The organism is Azonexus sp. MM2026_4 (assembly GCF_055901855.1).
Genome location: NZ_CM148380.1, coordinates 4,609,389 through 4,625,639 on the forward strand (window position 1 = coordinate 4,609,389; position 16,251 = coordinate 4,625,639).

Below are 16,251 nucleotides of genomic sequence, written 5' to 3' on the forward strand. Positions count from 1 at the left end.
CCCCTGTCCCTCCTGCTGTCGCCTTACTTGGCGGCTGCCGCTTCGGCGGCCGGCGCCGGCTGGGCGGGCTGCGGCGGGTGGAACTGCTCGGGCGTGGCGCCTTCCGTGTTGGCGGCGCCGATCGACTGGTTGACCTCGGGCAGGGTATGGGCGATGCCCTTGTGGCAGTCGATGCAGGTCTTGCCCTCGTTGAGGCCGGTCTGGTGCATGCGTGCCGAGCGGCTGCCCTGTACGCCGTAGTCGAAGTACTCGAAGTTGTGGCAGTTGCGGCATTCGCGCGAGTCGGAGGCCTTCATCCGGTCCCATTCGTGCTGGGCCAGGGTGAGGCGCTTGGCGTTGAACTTCTCCGGCGTGTCGATCGAGCCCAGGACCTTGTGCAGCACTTCGTTCGAGGCCTGGATCTTGCGCCAGATCTTCGGTCCCCATTCCTTCGGCACGTGGCAGTCCGGGCAGGTGGCGCGGACGCCGGAACGGTTCGAGTAATGGACCGTGTTGCGGTACTCCTGGTAGACGTTGTCCTGCATTTCGTGACAGGAGATGCAGAAGGCCTCGCGGTTGGTCCATTCCATCGCCGTGTTGAAGGCGCCCCAGAAGACGATGCCGGCGACGAAGATGCCGGCCAGCGCCAGCGGGCCGATCACGTTGACGCGGGCCATCGCCCAGCTGCCGATGGCCTTGAGACGGGATATGAGTGCTTGCATGATGATCTTTCTCCCTGGTCGGCGCTCAGTGGCCGATGCCTTCGGCGGCCTGGAAACGGTTGCCGACCAGCGGCTTGGCGTCGGCCTGCGGGACGTGGCATTGCAGGCAGAAGTAGCGGCGCGGCGAGATGTTGGAGAGTTCCTGGCCGTCGCGCGTCTTGAAGTGGGTCAGCGAGACCTTGGTCGCGCCGGTTTCCTTGTAGCGGGTCCAGGCGTGGCAATCCATGCATTTGTTGAAGTTCTTGGTCACCGTGTAGGTTTCGACCTTGTGCGGGATCAGCGGCGGTTGCTGGAGGTAGTTGCGCTCGATCGGCGCCCGGTCCTTCTCGGATTTGAAGGGGTCGGCGGACTCCGTGTCGGCGCCCTGGATCTCGCTGCCGCGCAGCGATTTCAGCTTCGGTTCGGCAACTGCCGAGGTCAGCGAGGTGAGGGCCAGGAAAACCGCCAGGACGGCGGAGGAAAACAGGCGGCTCGTAGTGTTCATGAATCGCTCCTTTGGTCGAACCGATGAGTAAAGTTGAAGACGTTCTTGGCGCAGACGTCGATGCAACGTCCGCAGGCAGTGCAGTCCCGGTCGAGGATCACCGGGGAAACCTGGCCGTCCTGCTTGAGTGCCGGACGGATCACCTGCGGCTCGGGGCAGACGGCGAAACAGTCCATGCAGTCGTTGCAGGCGGCGCGCTGGCTGGCCGCCACGCGGAGCAGCCCCTTGGGCCCGAGCAGGCCGTAGAAGGCGCCCATCGGACAGAGGTGGCCGCACCAGCCGCGGCTGGCGACCAGCAGGTCGTAGAGAAAAACCAGTAGAAGCACGCTCAGGGTCATCGTCATGCCGCCGGCGAGGGCGCCGGCCAGCCCCTGGATCAGGCTGCGCTGCATCAGGTGCACCGGGTTGACGGTTTCCCAGACCAGGCTGCCGCTCAGCGCGGCGAGCCCGAAGACGGCGCCGAGCAGCCAGTAGCGGGTGGCGGCATCGGGGACGCGGCCGGTCTTGATGGCCAACCGGCGGCGTAGCCAGGCCGCGCTGTCGGTCACTGCGTTCACCGGGCAGACCCAGGCGCAGAAGACGCGGCCACCGATCAGGTTGTAGGCGACGAGAACCAGCGCCGCGCCGAGCAGCCCGCTCAGTGCCGGCATGAAGCCGGCGGCCAGCGACTGCAGCAGGACGAAGGGGTCGCTCAGCGGCAGCAGGTCGAAGGTCAGTGATGAGGCCAGGTTGCCCTTGGCGATCCACAGGCCGAACCACGGCCCGCTGAGGAACAGCGAGAGCACCAGCAGCTGGCTGGCGCGGCGCAGCAGCAACCAGCGCTGGGCGGCCCACCAGCCCTTGCTGCGAATGGCTTCGCCTCCGGCGCTCATGGTTTCCACGCCGAGTTGAGGCGAGTGTCGCCGGGGGCTTTGTCTTCCAGCCCGCGTACCGGCATCTGCACCTGTTCGCCGATCAGCGATCCGCCGTGGCGTTCCTTCTCTTCCCAGCCCTTGCGGTAGTGCTCGGGCAGCGCGCCCTGGGCGAGCGGCCTGGGCAGTACCTTGATCGCCGGCGTCGGCAGCACGCAGGCCTTTTCGCACTTGCCGCAGCCGGTGCAATGATCGGCGTGGACAGTGGGCAGGAGCAGCGCGTGGCGGTCGGAGCGCGGGTTGTGCAGCTTTTCCAGGGTGATCGCCTGATCGATCACCGGGCACACCCGGTAACAGACGTCGCAACGCAGGCCCAGGAAGTTGAGGCAGGATTCATGGTCGATCAGCACCGCCAGACCCATCCGGGCGTTGTTGATCTCGGTCAGCCGATGGTCGAGCGCCGATGACGGGCAGGCCTTGATGCAGGGAATGTCCTCGCACATCTCGCACGGCACATTACGCGCCGTGAACACCGGCGTGCCGGTGGCCAGGCCGTCGCCCGGCGTGGCCAGGCGCAAGGTGCCGTAGGGGCAGGCCTGGACGCACAGCCCGCAACGCAGGCAGGCGCCGGCGAAGTCGGCTTCCGGCAGGGCGCCGGGCGGGCGCAGCGCCTGCGCCGGACGGGCCGCCGCCGGCGGCATGGCGAACAGCGAACCCAGCGCCAGCGCACCGGCGCCGCCCGCTGCGGCGGCGATGCGGTTGAGGAATTTCCGGCGCGCCTGGGAGGCAAGCGCGCCGGCTTCCTTTCTCTGCTGGTGGGTGGGTTCGGGTTTCACGGTGGATTGCCGGTGGCTTCTTGACTCAGGCGCGGACGATCTTGACGGCGCACTTCTTGTAGTCCGTTTCCTTGGAAATCGGACAGGTGGCGTCGAGCGTCAGCTTGTTGACCAGCTTGCCTTCGTCGAAGAAGGGGATGAAGACGAGGCCCTGCGGCGGCTTGTTGCGGCCCTTGGTCTCGACGCGCAACTGGATTTCGCCGCGCCGCGAGGCGACCTTGACCTTCATGCCGCGCTGGATGCCGCGCTTCTTGGCGTCGTCGGGGTGCATGAAGACGACGGCTTCGGGGACCGAGCGGTGCAGCTCGGGAACGCGCCGGGTCATCGTGCCGGTGTGCCAGTGCTCCAGCACGCGGCCGGTACACAACCAGAGGTCGAACTCGTTGTCCGGCTTTTCCGGCGGGTCCTGGTAAGGCAGGGCGAAGATCACCGCCTTGCCATCCTTGTGCCCGTAGAAGCGGATGCCTTCGCCGGCCTTGACGTAGGGGTCGTAGCCTTCGCGGAAGCGCCACAGCGTTTCCTTGCCGCCGACCACCGGCCAGCGCAGGCCGCGCGCCTTGTGATAGACGTCGAAGTCGGCGAGGTCGTGGCCGTGGCCGCGACCGAACATCGCGTATTCCTCGAACAGGCCCTTCTGCAGGTAGAAGCCGAGTTCCTTCGATTCTTCGTTCATGTAGCCCTTGATCGCGTGGCCGTTGGCCTTTTCCAGATCGGCGAGCGGGAACTTGTTGACCTGGCCGTTCTTGTAGAGCACGTCGAACAGCGTCTTGCCCTTCAGGTGCGGCGCCTTGGCGAGCAGATCGGCCGGCCAGACTTCCTCGACCTTGAAGCGCTTGGAGAATTCGATGTACTGCCAGAGGTCGGACCTGGCGTCGCCGGGTGCCTTGACCTGCTGCCGCCAGAACTGGGTGCGCCGCTCGGCGTTGCCGAAAGCGCCTTCCTTTTCGGTCCACATCGCGGAGGGCAGGACGAGGTCGGCGGCCATCGCCGATACCGTCGGGTAGCAGTCGGAAACGACGACGAAGGCTTCCGGATTGCGCCAGCCCGGGTAGATTTCCCCGTTGATGTTGGGGCCGGCCTGCATGTTGTTGGTGGTCGACGTCCAGTAGCACTTGATCTTGCCGTCCTTCAGCGCCCGGCTCTGGGCCACGGCGTGGTAGCCGACCTTGGCGCTGATGGTGCCGTCCGGCAGCTTCCAGATTTCCTCGCTGTGCTTGCGGTGCTCGGGGTTCATCACCACCATGTCGGCCGGCAGGCGGTGGGCGAAGGTGCCGACCTCGCGCGCGGTGCCGCAGGCGGAGGGCTGGCCGGTCAGCGAGAACGGTCCGTTGCCCGGTTCGGAAATCTTGCCGACCAGCAGGTGCACGTTGTAGATCATGTTGTTCACCCAGGTGCCGCGGGTGTGCTGGTTGAAGCCCATGGTCCAGAAGCTGACCACCTTCTTCTTCGGGTCGGCGTAGATTTCCGCCAGCTTCTTCAGGCGGTCGGCGGGGACGCCGGAGATCTTGCTGACCTTTTCCAGCGTGTAGTCGGCGACGAACTTCTTGAATTCCTCGAAGCTGATCGGCTTGGCGGCGCCGGTGTCGCCCTTCGGCTTGCCGTCGGCACCGGGGTAGCCGTTCGACTTGGCGTCCTTTTCCAGCGCGTGCGCCGGACGCAGGCCGAAGCCGATGTCGGTTTCGCCCATCTTGAAATTGACGTGCTTGTCGACGAAGGCCTTGTTGACCTTGCCCGACTGGATGATGTGGTTGCAGATGTAGTTGAGGATGGCGAGGTCGGTCTGCGGCACGAAGATCATGCCGTTGTCGGCCAGTTCGAAGCTGCGGTGCTCGAAGGTGGACAGCACGTGGACCTGGGCGTCGGTGTGGGTCAGCCGGCGGTCGGTGATGCGCGACCAGAGGATCGGGTGCATTTCCGCCATGTTCGAGCCCCAGAGCACGAAGGCGTCGGCGTTCTCGATGTCGTCGTAGCAGCCCATCGGCTCGTCGATGCCGAAGGTGCGCATGAAGCCGGCGACCGCCGAAGCCATGCAGTGGCGGGCGTTGGGGTCGAGGTTGTTGGAGCGGAAACCGGCCTTCCACAGCTTGCTGGCGGCGTAGCCTTCCCAGATCGTCCATTGCCCGGAGCCGAACATGGCGACGGTCGATACCATCTCGTTCAACGGCTTGCCGGCGTTGGCCTTCATGTCGGCGGCGAGCGCCGCCTTCCACTTCTGTTCCATGATGTCGAAGGCCTGCTTCCAGGTGATCGGCTGGAAGTCGCCGTCCTTGTCGAACTTGCCGTTCTTCATGCGCAGCAGCGGCTGGGTCAGGCGATCCTCGCCGTACATGATCTTCGACAGGAAGTAGCCCTTGATGCAGTTGAGACCACGGTTGACCGGCGCGTCCGGATCGCCCTGGGTAGCGACGATGCGTCCCTTCTGCACGCCGACCAGCACCGAGCAGCCGGTGCCGCAGAAGCGGCAGGCGGCCTTGTCCCAGCGGATGTCGGTGGACGCGGCAGCGGCCTGCGGCGCGGCGATGCCGGCCAGCGGCATCCCGGCGGTTGCCGCGGCCGCCGCCACGGCCTGGGCCTTCAGGAATTCACGTCGATTCATGCTCATGGTCAAACCTCCTCAGTAGCGAACACTTCGTCGCTGTATTCGTAAGCAAGCGTCACCGACATCACGTGCGGCACCTGATGTACGGCAATGATCGAGTCGGAGACGGCGTAGCCTTCGCCGTCTTCGATCAGGGCAATCAACTGCCCCTTGCCGTCGTTCTGCGCGACGGCAGCGCCCGGGATGCGTTCGATCCCGGCCTGGACGTCGGCGAGGTGTTCCGGCAGGTACTTGAGAACCAGGCTGACGATTTTCATGAGCAATCCCCTGTCAAAGTGGGCGAGGTGGGTACGGCCTGCAGCACCAGCGCCCGGGTCGGGCAGGCGGGCAGGCATTCGGCGCAGCCGGTACAGCGCGTGGCATCGAGTTCCGGCAAGGCGATGCCGCCCAGTTGCAGGCGGAAGCGGATGGCGCCGGCATCGCAGGATTCGGCGCAGCTGCGGCAGACGACCCCGTTGGCGGCCAGGCAGCCCGGCCCGATCAGCACGACCTGCGGCCCCGGCTCGGCGGTGCGGCGGCCGAGGAGGAAGTTGCGTCGCGACAGGGTGGTGGGTTGCATGGTCTGGAATCGGTCCGGCATGGATGGCAAGCGCATCTTAGAAAGTGCGCGGCGCCACCGACAGGGGGGGTAAAACGCCGCTGGCACCGGCGCCTACGCCGAAAGAGGTAGCTGCGGATTTTTCGGAAATTGCGTAAAAACAATGGCTTGCGTTCTTGTGCCGGTCGGCCGGCGAGGGCGGGCGCTACCGCCTTGCGCAATGGTGGTACGCCGCAATCGATGTCAGGAGCGTTGGCGGCCGGGCATCAGCAGAGAACTGCGCCGGGAAAACCACGGTTTTGCGCGCCTGGCGGCGGTTTTCCCGGCGCTTTCGGCGAGGTGGCCGGCAATTAAGGGGTAGGGCGGCTTGTCTGGCGCCGGAAACTCGCATAATCGGCGCATCTCAGAAGCGCCGGGAGCGATTCCACCATGCTTGTTGACCGCCACAATCGCGTCGTCGATTACCTCCGTCTCTCGGTGACGGACCGCTGCGACCTGCGCTGCTCCTACTGCATGCCGGAAAGCTCCGCCTGCTATTCGGCCGCCGGCGACTGGCTGAGCTTCGACGAAATCGTCCGCATGGCCGAAGCCTTCGCACGCCTCGGCGTGCGTCGCATCCGGGTGACCGGCGGCGAACCGCTGACCCGCGCCCGCCTGCCGGAACTGATCGGCCGCCTGCATGCCATCGACGGCATCGACGACCTCTCGCTGAGCACCAACGGCACCCGCCTGGCGGCGCAGGCTGCCGAGCTGAAGCGGGCCGGCGTCGCCCGCCTCAACGTCAGCCTGGACACGCTGGATCGTCGCGAATTCGCCCGCATCACCGGCCGCGACTGTCTGGACGACGTGCTCGCCGGGCTCGACGCGGCGGCGGCCCTCGATTTCCGGCTGATCAAGATCAACCAGGTCTGGCTGCCCGATTCCTCGCTAGCCGAACTCGACCGCATGATCGACTACTGCCGCCAGCGCGGCTTCATCCTGCGCCTGATCGAAAACATGCCGATGGGTACCGCCGCGCAGACGATCGGCACTCGCTCGCTGCAATCGGTGATCCACACGCTGCAGGCGCGCCACGGCCTGATCGACCATGTCCTGCCCGGCGGCGGTCCGGCCCGCTACCTGTGCTCGCCCGACCGACAGTTCTCGATCGGCTTCATCACGCCGATCTCGCAGCACTTCTGCGACCGTTGCAACCGGGTCCGGGTCACTGCTGCCGGCCAGCTCCAGCTCTGCCTCGGCCAGGAAAACCAGGTCGACCTACGGCCGCTGCTGCGCGACCCCAACACCTCTCTTGGTGCGATCGAGGCACTGATCCGCGATGCCATCGACCGCAAACCGCTGCAGCACGATTTCACCAGCGCGCCGCACAAGGTCGTCCGCCTGATGTCGGCCACCGGCGGCTGAAAGCCGCTCAGGCAGCAAACGGAAAAATCCCCGAAAAAACGCTAGGCCGGCGCCCGCCTTTGCGTCTATAATCCGCGCCGCCGCCGCAAGGGCGGCAAGATTCCCCGATAGCTCAGTCGGTAGAGCGCCGGACTGTTAATCCGTAGGTCCCTGGTTCGAGCCCAGGTCGGGGAGCCATAAGATTCAAGCACTTAGCCCGCTGTTTAGTGGGCTTTTTGCTGTCTGAAGGCATTATTGCTGCATTGTTGCTGCAGTGTCCCGCGCGAGATTTGCTGCGGCATCGCTATACTCGATTTTAGGAGTCAGCGATGGCAACCATCACCGAACGTGGTGAATACCAGTATCAAGCAGTCATTCGCCGTAAAGGCTATCCGTCTCAATCGAAGACATTCGAATCCAAGCACGATGCCGAACGCTGGGCGCGTGAAGTCGAAGCCAAGATGGATATTGGCTACTACCGGGACCGGCGGGAAATTGAGCGAACTACGCTCGGCGAGGCACTCGAGAGGTACGTCAATTCGGTCAGTCCCGGTAAACGGGGGTATGTGGCGGAGAAGAACCGGATCAAGCAGCTTCAGGCCGACCCGTTGGCACTGCGTCCGCTTGCCAGTCTGCGGGCGAAGGATTTCGCCGCCTACCGGGATCGTCGCCTGACGAAGGTGGCGGCCAATACGGTGCGCCTTGAATTGGCGCTGTTGTCCCACCTTTACACCATCGCTATCAAAGAGTGGTCGATGCCGCTGGAGCACGAACTGAAGAACGTCAGGAAGCCCAAGGCGGGGCCGGGGCGCAGTCGGCGATTGCAGGGAGATGAGGAAACCCGACTGCGCGAGGCGATCTATCGTCCTAGTGCTCGGGGGAGCAAGGTGTGGCTGGAAGCCTGTGTCGATCTGGCGCTGGAGACGGGAATGCGGGCTGGGGAAATCCTTTCGCTGACGTGGCGGCAGGTAAACTTCGAGAAGGGCGTCGTCAGGCTGGGGGCTACCAAGAACGGCAACGCCCGTACCGTGCCGCTGACCTTGAAGGCCACGGAAGTCCTCCGGCACTTGCCGCGCGGAATTTGCGGTAGGGTCATTCCGAATTTTCATGACACCTCCGGGTTGGATCGGGCATTCAAGCGCGCGTGCGAGGCAGCGAAGATTACCGATCTGCACTTCCACGATTTCAGGCACGAAGCCGCCTCCCGGCTTGCGCCATTTGTGACGGCACAGTCGCTGGCGAAGATCATGGGCTGGGAAACCATCCAGATGGCAATGCGCTACTACAATCCAACGGACAGTGAGCTGGTCGAGCTGGTTCGGCGGGCCAAGTTTGCGGCATAGCATTTTCAGGGGAGGGCCGGTTAGTCAGCCGGCCTTTGTCCTTTGTCTGGTCGTCACTGCTCCGGCCAAATTGGCAGCATGGTGATGAACGGCAAATTGAGTGACGGAAGCAGTGAGCCCCCCATTTTCTTCAGCATGCGGTTTGTTTCGCTTCGCAGCTTGACGACTTGTGTTCGAATCCCGGCAAACATTGGCAGGGAGCAGAGCACGGCAAAGGTCTGGTTGAGCAGGCTGTAATCCCGCCTCTTCGCGGCCTCGATCAGCAAGGCCTCGAATTCCGCATAGCGGCACCCCGGCAATCGCCAGGTCCAGCTGATTTCCCGGCGCACCACGCCTTCCGCCGTTGTGAAATGCTTGGGCTGGCGTGTTAGCTGGTAGCCCATCCATTCGATGCGCTGTACCTTGTTTGTTGCATCAAGCACGGGGCCAGGGCGGGCAGTGCCATCGCCGAGACCGTCACGTCCAGGTGTGCCCAGCATCAACCAGCGCACAATGCCTCGCGGTGACTCGTCGGCATTCAGTGCGTTGTAGCCATGCTCGAGGACAAGGTGGGTGTTGGCTCGTCCCATCTTTTTCCGATAGGCCCGTGCAGCGGGGTCTGCCAGTAGTCGGTAATGCGACCACTTGTTGACAAAGCCCTGAAGCTTGCTGATGGGAATCTGATCTGCTGTCCATAGGGTGTAGCCCTGGCTGACCAGGCGCAGTATCAGTTGCAGTTCAGTGGTCCGGTTGCGGGGTGCTCGAAGCGGGAGGTCCATTGAGGTTCCATTACAAAAATCAGTATAGAACCCCGAGAGGCGAAATCGCTTTGGAGGGATGTTGCGCGCTGGCTATTGGGACTTGGGTGCTGCGCGGGCTGAAATTGGCACTCTGGAACGTACGCTCCACTCTGAAAGCCGTCGAAACGCCAATTTGTGCTTATCGGCCATTGTGGACCGTCACTGGTCAGGCCGTGTGTGGCAGCAGTACTGCGGTTACCTGCCGCTCACCGCAGCGCCAAGCAATCAGTCAGGCTGCAAATCTTGTGCGATGTCCGATAATCGATCAGGCGAATATCGCTGCCGCCCCGTACTGACCAGAAATTCTTGTCCTTGGTACGGTCCAGCTTGTGGAAACTCACGCCGGGGCTGGCGGGGTTCAATTGCAAGTCGAACGCCGTTGTCTTGACCAGCTTCCGTTCGTCGACAGTCAGGCGGGCATGGCTCTCGATAAATTTGTCCGCAATTCTAAATTCCATGACCGCTGCTGTTGTCCTTATCTGATCTTGGCAAAGAGCTGCGTAGGCAGAGTCGCGCCCTCAATGCGTACCGAAAGCTCTGCCAAATGCCTGCCGGTCTCGTTAGAGTCATCGTTGTTGGTATCGAAGTAGGTTGCTTGCCGGCTGTTCGAGTGGGATGCGCGCCAGTAGGAAACGCCCTGATCGAGGCGCAGAGTGTATTTCTTTCCGGACGACCATTCGAGTTCAAGCAGGCGGCTGTGGCCCGTGGTTGAAGTATCCGCGAGTTCAATAGTGGCATCGATGCCGAGGTAGTTAAAGGTTGCTTCCAGTGCCTGATCTCTAAGTGAAGAATCCATCCAATCTGACCAGAGGCTATTGCGGGAGACGTTTTCGCCGGTGGTGCGACGATTCGTCGTGACGACCTGAACCTGATTTACTGCCCAACGTGACGGTCCGACGAGCTCGCGCAAACCGGCGACAAGATCTGCTAGCAGGGCTATGGACAACGGGGTAAACAAGTAGCGATCTCGGTAGGTAATCGACACGACATCATCTTGCGAATCCGCGAGGCGCGTTTGAGTTGCTGGGTGTGATTGGGCGATAAGGCCCCAGAGGCGCGTACCGAAGCCTTGTAAAGAACCGTCAAGTTCATGGTGGACTTCCACTTCGCAGTCACCGGTGTCGAGCAGCTTGGGACGAATGGATTCAGCCGTAATCGGGGTGGTCGGAACACCCATGCCTGCTCCGCTGGTAGTCGTGACCAAGGGAGCGTCGCTGTTGCTGCCCCACTTGTCATTGAAGGCAATCGCGTCGGCAATGCCCAGTGCCCATCGGAATGAGGGCTGAGTGAGGGTTTCGGCCAGTAGCCACCCTTCTCCACATCGTGGTGAATTCTGAATTTCACTGATCGAGATGTTCGGGTGATCTGCCAGGCTGGCGATCAGGAATCGATCGAGATCATCCAGTTTGTCGAAGGTTGAGGTGGGTATCGCAATTTCGGTAGCAATGCCATGACCTCCCAAACGATAGGCAAGTTCGCGAAGCGGTGAAATGCCGACGTCCCAATCTGCTGCGTTACCGCCCGTGTATAGCCTTACGGCTTTGGAGCTTTGACTGGTCACTGCCTTCCATATCGCTTCAGGGAGCTGGCGATATTCGGGGAACGAGTCGTTGCCGAAGAAACGGAAGCTGTCGGGCAAACGAAGGCTCTCAAGCCAGTGTTCTGTTAGAACGTCCAGCGCAGCATGTCGATTGAGCGTATCGGCGGCAAACCGCTGATCGAAGTCGAGAACACAGTGCGGACAGGCGCTGTCGCAGCCACTCGGACATTCCAGACGCTTTCGCGCCGTGTGAAAGAGGCTGCTGAGGTAACGTTCGACGCTGGAAGCATAGCCTGCTGCAAATCGGTCGTAGATCAGGATCGACTGGCAACGCATTCCAGACTCAGGGCGCGCCTCTTTGACGTCACAGCCCAATTCCATCGCCTGAACACCTATGAGTTCCGCCAAGGCATCGCGCAATGCCACAGCCAATGTTCTCGCCGCACTGACATCATCCAGCCAGACGCCGTTGCTGAGCTTGAATTGAATCTCGAAGACATCAGTCCAAGATTCATGGCCGAGGGTAATGCCCTTCTTGATCCGCCATGGATCATCGCTGCCCTTGCAGAAGATGCCTTCCTTGCTGGAAAAACGAAGCTTCGGGTGCTGCTTCTCAAAAGTATTTGGAAGCAGGCCGTCTTTGGTCATGGGTTCGGCTCGACCACATTCGAGGCAAAGAGCGTAGCCGGTACCGTGAATGCCGCGCGACTGATGAAATACATGGCCTGTCGGAGAAATGCGGAACCTTCCCAGCGCGGGGTTGGGCAGCGAAGTCCAGATTCCCTTTGCATCAACCCAGGCAGGTTCTACCGGAACAAAATGCTGCGTGGTGATATCGTTGCCTGGCTCCTTGTAATAGTCCACGGAGAAACCTGCGGGTTCGAGAAACTCGCGAATGTACTCGGGTGAGATGTCCTCGCCGCATGAATCGCAATGGCGCGCCGAATTGAGGCTGTGGCTCGACCCACTGGCACCGCAGTGATGACAGCGCCAAGCCAGGCGGATGTTTTGAATCTCGCGCACATCTTGCTGTGCGGCGGGGATTTGCCAATTTAGCGTGATGCCTGCGGACTTATAGACAAGGCCGTCCAGTACGACCTCCGATCCCGGCGCGTATTCGCGCAATGCAGTCATCAGGTCGCGGCTGGGCATTTCCCGCCTGCGGTAGCGGTTGTCGTCTCGGCCTGCCTTACCTCCCTGCTTTTGACTGGCAACCTTGCCCCGCGTCAGATTGTCGAATGAGGCAATGTGTGTCGGGAAGCCATAGGCCGGCAGATAGCCCCGTGTAGACAAGTCGCGGAGTAAGTATTCATCTGTGAGGCGCTTGGTGTGCAATTCGATGGCTTTCAATGCCACAGCTTCTTTGTTGCCTTTACGAGCCTCTTCGGCCTCCTTTTCGAGGTTCGACCATTCCAGCCTCCAGATTCGCGCAAGCTCTTCGATCGATTCTGCCGTGATGTCGCAGACACGGTTGAGATCGGTGCTTTCGTAGATGCTGTGGCGAAGTAGCTGGTCCAGTCCGCGCGAGATGTCGGAAGACTGATGAGTGGATATGCCCCGACACCAGGCTGCATAGCGTTCGACGAGCGGGATTTCGCCGAGAAAGAACAGACCGCAATTAAGGCGAGTTTTTTCTTGCCCACTACCTTTCAGCGCTTCAAGCAGGAATCGGGAAAGCAAAAACGAATGAACATGCCGCTGGACGATGATCGGGCTATCTAAGGAGACGCGTGGTGCAGGAAGCTGGGTATCGAAAGCCCAGCGAGTGTTGCTGAATACGGCTTGATCGTGCGGGTTTGACTTGCATAAGGTCATCGCCAAGGAACGTGACTCGCGACGACGCCCCGCTCGACCTGCGCGCTGCAAGTAGTTAGCGGGATGTGGTGGGACGTTGTTCATTGCCACCTGGCTGATGCCGCCGATGTCGATGCCCATTTCCATGGTTGTCGAGCAGGAGAGCAGATTCAGGTCGCCTGCCTTGAAGGCTTTTTCGTAGCGGTCAAGCGTACGCGAGTCCTGCTGGGCGGAATGCTCTGCTGCCGTGAAATAAGGCGAAAGCTCGATGACCCGATCGTTTAAGGCAGACCATAGGCCTTGTTCGCGCAACTGTGGGATGTTTTCGTGACGGGACAGCCAGTCCCTGCCCAGGCGAATCCTTTCGAGATCGTCGGTTACCCCGGCAAACGGTTCGTCATACAACGGCAAGGAAAGTATTTCGCAGCGCGCGGTCAACTCGGTTGCTTTCTCTGGCAGGTAAGGCGTCAGTCCTCGCAGGGTGGTATCTAGGAAGCGGCGCGTGACCGGACAGACCCAGGCTTCGCTGATGGGGGCGAAGGACAGTCGATCGAGTGGCAGAACCCGGCCACCCCCTGACTGCAGCAACAGTCCTGCTGAGTTCAAAGCATCCCAAGCTGCCTGCAGAACGGCGTCCACCCGATCCTCGCCATGTGAAGTTTGTATGTCGGCTTTCAATGCGTAGGCAAGCAGGCGGACGAGCGTGCTGCGCAGCCCTCCACGTCTGGCGCGCGGCCAACGGCGTTGAGTGCGACTTGTATTCGCCTCGTCCCGCGTTACCAACTGAGTTTGCGGGAAAGGCATGCCGAGCCAATTGCGCCAATTTGAGGAGATCGCCAGGGAACCACCTGCCCTGACGAAGAAGTCGAGGCAGAGCTTGAGGAATTCCTGCCAAGCGGGCAAATCAAAGTCGGTGGCGTGTTTAACGACGTCGGGTAATGGAAGGATTTCAATCGCCGGGTAGCGAATGGCGACCAAGCCCATGCTTTCGAGGTTGTTCAAGCGTTTCGGCCGTCTGCCAAACTCGCGAACCAGGAACATCTTCGCCAACTCGATGGGGCCGCTGGCTTCGCTGAAAGAGCCTGGCGCAATGCGTCGGTAGTGCGCCAGCATGTAGTCGAAGTCCTTGCCTTGATTGGCAAGATGTTGCGCTAGGTCATTGAAGGCGATCGGGCTCGGTCGAGACAGCTTGAACAGCTCTTTGCGTTTGTTGTCGATCAGTTCGTTGAGCGCCGCATTGCGGGCGCTTACGGGTATATCTTCGAGCGTTTTGATTTCATTTTCGATGGTGACCTTTTGAGCGCCTGAAACGCCTTTGCCATGCTGAAGAGCAAGGTGATATACCAATCCGCGCACACGGCTGCGCTCCGCATCCTGCTGAAGTTTTGCTGCCATGCGCGCCGTGCCTTGGCGACTGTCGTTGAAGGTCAGCAATCGACGTCCCCGGCAGGGGTGATCGGCTGGCTTCTCGCCGTCCGGGGCGTATTCGAGCAACGTCGGCAGGATGTTCCCCAATAGAAATGGTGCCCCCAATCGACTTGCCTGGAACAGTCTTTCGTCTGACGCCGAATGGCTACCGCATACCGGGCACGTCAGACCGTCTTCACCTTCCTCTTGCGCAAGCAGGCGTAGAGTCTTTTCCGATGATTCCGTGATCAGGCGCGAGGCTCGCTCGACGTCCAAGGGTCCGACATTGGGCAACTGTCGATTGACGATGAGCACTTTCTTTTGACGACCGGCTGCTGACTCTTCGTCATCTTCGGTTTGATCTTCATCTTCGATGACTTCACCGGGTTCCGATTCAAGCTCGAACTCATCCAGCGCGGCAAAGGATTGAAGATGAGCGAGTCGATTCCTGTATTCCCCTGCCTGAAGATGAGCAGCACCGCAGCCGTTACAGGTCACGACTTCGTATGCCGGGCTGCCGCAGTCGCAGTGTTTTCTGGGTTCAAAATAGACTTGGCCGAAGGGCCACTCCTTGTCGTCCAGGACCGTCCCTGACTTATGCGGGCATTGTGCGTCCGCGCAAGCCCATAGGCCGGACATCGTTTGATGAAAAAGGTGGGCACGAATCGGCAAGAATGATTCGCCGTCATCGGTGCCTTGGCCGGTGTTGTCGCGCGTGCCTGTCAGCAGGTCCATCCAGCGTAATGCGTTGAGTTGTTGATCGCGCAGCGGTTGCTTGTCCAGACCGATGGTTTTGCATATCTCCGACAACCTGGCTACAGGCGGCTTGCTCGGGTCACCAACGAAAAGGTCGCGCAATCTACGTGCGGTGATGTCGTCAGCCAATGCGTCGTAGCGCTGAGGTGAGGTTTCGCAGCCAGCGTCGATGCCGGCTAGCTTGTCGAGTGTCGCGTGGGACTTTGGCTTTTTCCCGCCCAAAGTTGGGATGCGGCGTTGCCCGGCCACCAAATGAACTTGTTCTAGAGATACGCCGGCAACTTCCGCCAGGAAGCGTTTGAGCTTTTGACCTGCTTCGCCTTCGGGGTCGCCGATGGTGGCGGAAGTGGCGACGAAGCGGACTTGTTCCGGCGACACGCCGAAGGCAAACAAAACCCGGCGAATGAGCAAGGCTGCCTCGGCGGCTTGTGATCCGACATAGGTATGCGCTTCGTCCAAGACCACCCATTCGAGTTTGCCTTGTGACTGCTCCAGAATCGGTGCATCAGCGGTGCGCACGAGCATATATTCGAGCATCGTGGCGTTGGTAACCAGGATGGGGGGAGGTGTAGCCCTGAGTCGTTCCCGGTCACCGATCTCGCAGGGATTCTCTTTTTGTGCCCAAGTCGGATCGGGACGCTCTGGGGTATTGCCGTTATAGAGGCAGAAGCGGATGTCGCCATTGAAGGCATGCGTCCATGCCCGCAAGCGTTCACGCTGACTGTTGATAAGTGCATTCAGCGGGTAGAGGAATAGTGCCCTGACGCCGACCAGCTGCCCTTGCTTTTCTTCGCGTAGCCTGGCCAGACGGTCGAGGATGGGCACCATGAAGCATTCGGTCTTGCCGGAGCCGGTGCCGCTCGCAACGACGATGGATTGGGGCTTGGAGTGAGCCAGGATGCGCCAGGCTTCGAGTTGGTGGAGATAAGGGTTTTGATCCTGTGGAAACCGATAGTCCTTGACGAGCTCCTTGGGTGGGTCGTCCATTGCCTGCACGAGCGATGATGAGAGCAGATTTCCAGAGAGATCAGCCATGCGCTGATCGGCCTTCATCCAGCCGAAGGTGGCTTCGAAACTGGGATCGGCGAGGAAGGCACCTTGCTCCCCGTAGGGGCGATCGAACATTTCTGCGAGATAGCGGCGCAATGGCACGTTGGCAAATCCCAGGCGGCCAATGGCGGCATGTTTTGCGCGACCTGCCAGTACGGGCAAGAGATCGGCAAAGAATGGCTGACTCATC

At 61.3% G+C, this 16,251-nt stretch carries 12 protein-coding genes and 1 tRNA gene; 3 read left to right on the top strand and 10 right to left on the bottom strand.

Translation table 11 applies throughout. From position 1 onward, the window contains the following. Positions 1-23: 23 nt before the first annotated feature. From AC0KWY_RS21750 to AC0KWY_RS21780, 7 genes are all read right to left on the bottom strand, one after another. Entirely contained in the window at positions 24-656 is a 633-nt protein-coding gene (locus tag AC0KWY_RS21750) for a NapC/NirT family cytochrome c (protein ID WP_474029769.1), read from the bottom strand. A 70-nt stretch (positions 657-726) separates the two neighbouring features. Next, complete coding sequence (locus AC0KWY_RS21755; protein WP_474027582.1) at positions 727-1,185, bottom strand: nitrate reductase cytochrome c-type subunit; 459 nt, start codon at positions 1,183-1,185, stop codon at positions 727-729. Then, positions 1,182-2,057 (bottom strand): quinol dehydrogenase ferredoxin subunit NapH, encoded by an 876-nt coding sequence (gene napH, locus AC0KWY_RS21760; protein ID WP_474027583.1) that lies wholly within the window; start codon positions 2,055-2,057, stop codon positions 1,182-1,184. Before napH ends, AC0KWY_RS21755 begins: the two co-directional genes overlap by 4 nt. Continuing rightward, positions 2,054-2,872, bottom strand: coding sequence for a ferredoxin-type protein NapG (gene napG / locus AC0KWY_RS21765; RefSeq protein ID WP_474027584.1), 819 nt, complete (start codon positions 2,870-2,872; stop codon positions 2,054-2,056). Before napG ends, napH begins: the two co-directional genes overlap by 4 nt. 25 nt (positions 2,873-2,897) lie before the next feature. Further along, positions 2,898-5,474, bottom strand: coding sequence for a nitrate reductase catalytic subunit NapA (napA, locus tag AC0KWY_RS21770; RefSeq protein WP_474027585.1), 2,577 nt, complete (start codon positions 5,472-5,474; stop codon positions 2,898-2,900). Positions 5,475-5,476: 2 nt separating this feature from the next. Beyond that, positions 5,477-5,728 carry a chaperone NapD gene (locus AC0KWY_RS21775; protein WP_374327839.1) on the bottom strand — a complete coding sequence of 84 codons (252 nt, stop codon included), beginning with the start codon at positions 5,726-5,728 and terminating at the stop codon, positions 5,477-5,479. Further along, positions 5,725-6,030: a 4Fe-4S dicluster domain-containing protein gene (locus tag AC0KWY_RS21780; RefSeq protein ID WP_374327840.1), complete on the bottom strand. Its 306-nt coding sequence runs from the start codon at positions 6,028-6,030 to the stop codon at positions 5,725-5,727. Before AC0KWY_RS21780 ends, AC0KWY_RS21775 begins: the two co-directional genes overlap by 4 nt. Before the next feature lie 408 nt (positions 6,031-6,438). On the opposite strand from AC0KWY_RS21780, the gene moaA reads away from it, so the two are divergent. The 3 genes from moaA (at position 6,439) to AC0KWY_RS21795 (ending at position 8,735) form a co-directional block, all read left to right on the top strand. Next, the gene (moaA, locus tag AC0KWY_RS21785; protein ID WP_474027586.1) at positions 6,439-7,413 is read left to right on the top strand and encodes a GTP 3',8-cyclase MoaA; all 975 of its coding nucleotides are present in this window, start codon (positions 6,439-6,441) and stop codon (positions 7,411-7,413) included. A 101-nt stretch (positions 7,414-7,514) separates the two neighbouring features. After that, positions 7,515-7,590: transfer RNA gene (locus tag AC0KWY_RS21790), tRNA-Asn, on the top strand. Positions 7,591-7,721: 131 nt separating this feature from the next. Beyond that, positions 7,722-8,735: a site-specific integrase gene (locus tag AC0KWY_RS21795; RefSeq protein WP_474027587.1), complete on the top strand. Its 1,014-nt coding sequence runs from the start codon at positions 7,722-7,724 to the stop codon at positions 8,733-8,735. Between the two features lie 53 nt (positions 8,736-8,788). Here AC0KWY_RS21795 and AC0KWY_RS21800 read toward each other — a convergent pair whose 3' ends face one another. The 3 genes from AC0KWY_RS21800 to AC0KWY_RS21810 all read right to left on the bottom strand — a co-directional run bounded on the left by AC0KWY_RS21800 (position 8,789) and on the right by AC0KWY_RS21810 (position 16,250). Further along, positions 8,789-9,493, bottom strand: a complete 705-nt coding sequence (locus AC0KWY_RS21800; protein ID WP_474027588.1) for a hypothetical protein — start codon at positions 9,491-9,493, stop codon at positions 8,789-8,791. Positions 9,494-9,720: 227 nt separating this feature from the next. Further along, positions 9,721-9,972, bottom strand: a complete 252-nt coding sequence (locus tag AC0KWY_RS21805; protein WP_474027589.1) for a hypothetical protein — start codon at positions 9,970-9,972, stop codon at positions 9,721-9,723. A 17-nt stretch (positions 9,973-9,989) separates the two neighbouring features. Continuing rightward, the gene (locus AC0KWY_RS21810) at positions 9,990-16,250 is read right to left on the bottom strand and encodes a DEAD/DEAH box helicase (protein ID WP_474027590.1); all 6,261 of its coding nucleotides are present in this window, start codon (positions 16,248-16,250) and stop codon (positions 9,990-9,992) included. Position 16,251: the final 1 nt, after the last annotated feature.

Excerpts from the sequence above, each read along its gene's own strand:
- napA (WP_474027585.1), bottom strand. The coding sequence starts at position 5,474 with ATGAGCATGAATCGACGTGAATTCCTGAAGGCCCAGGCCGTGGCGGCG.
- AC0KWY_RS21810 (WP_474027590.1), bottom strand. The coding sequence starts at position 16,250 with ATGAGTCAGCCATTCTTTGCCGATCTCTTGCCCGTACTGGCAGGTCGC.
- moaA (WP_474027586.1), top strand. The coding sequence starts at position 6,439 with ATGCTTGTTGACCGCCACAATCGCGTCGTCGATTACCTCCGTCTCTCG.
- AC0KWY_RS21755 (WP_474027582.1), bottom strand. The coding sequence starts at position 1,185 with ATGAACACTACGAGCCGCCTGTTTTCCTCCGCCGTCCTGGCGGTTTTC.
- AC0KWY_RS21780 (WP_374327840.1), bottom strand. The coding sequence starts at position 6,030 with ATGCAACCCACCACCCTGTCGCGACGCAACTTCCTCCTCGGCCGCCGC.
- AC0KWY_RS21805 (WP_474027589.1), bottom strand. The coding sequence starts at position 9,972 with ATGGAATTTAGAATTGCGGACAAATTTATCGAGAGCCATGCCCGCCTG.
- AC0KWY_RS21750 (WP_474029769.1), bottom strand. The coding sequence starts at position 656 with ATGGCCCGCGTCAACGTGATCGGCCCGCTGGCGCTGGCCGGCATCTTC.
- AC0KWY_RS21800 (WP_474027588.1), bottom strand. The coding sequence starts at position 9,493 with ATGGACCTCCCGCTTCGAGCACCCCGCAACCGGACCACTGAACTGCAA.
- AC0KWY_RS21795 (WP_474027587.1), top strand. The coding sequence starts at position 7,722 with ATGGCAACCATCACCGAACGTGGTGAATACCAGTATCAAGCAGTCATT.
- napH (WP_474027583.1), bottom strand. The coding sequence starts at position 2,057 with ATGAGCGCCGGAGGCGAAGCCATTCGCAGCAAGGGCTGGTGGGCCGCC.
- AC0KWY_RS21775 (WP_374327839.1), bottom strand. The coding sequence starts at position 5,728 with ATGAAAATCGTCAGCCTGGTTCTCAAGTACCTGCCGGAACACCTCGCC.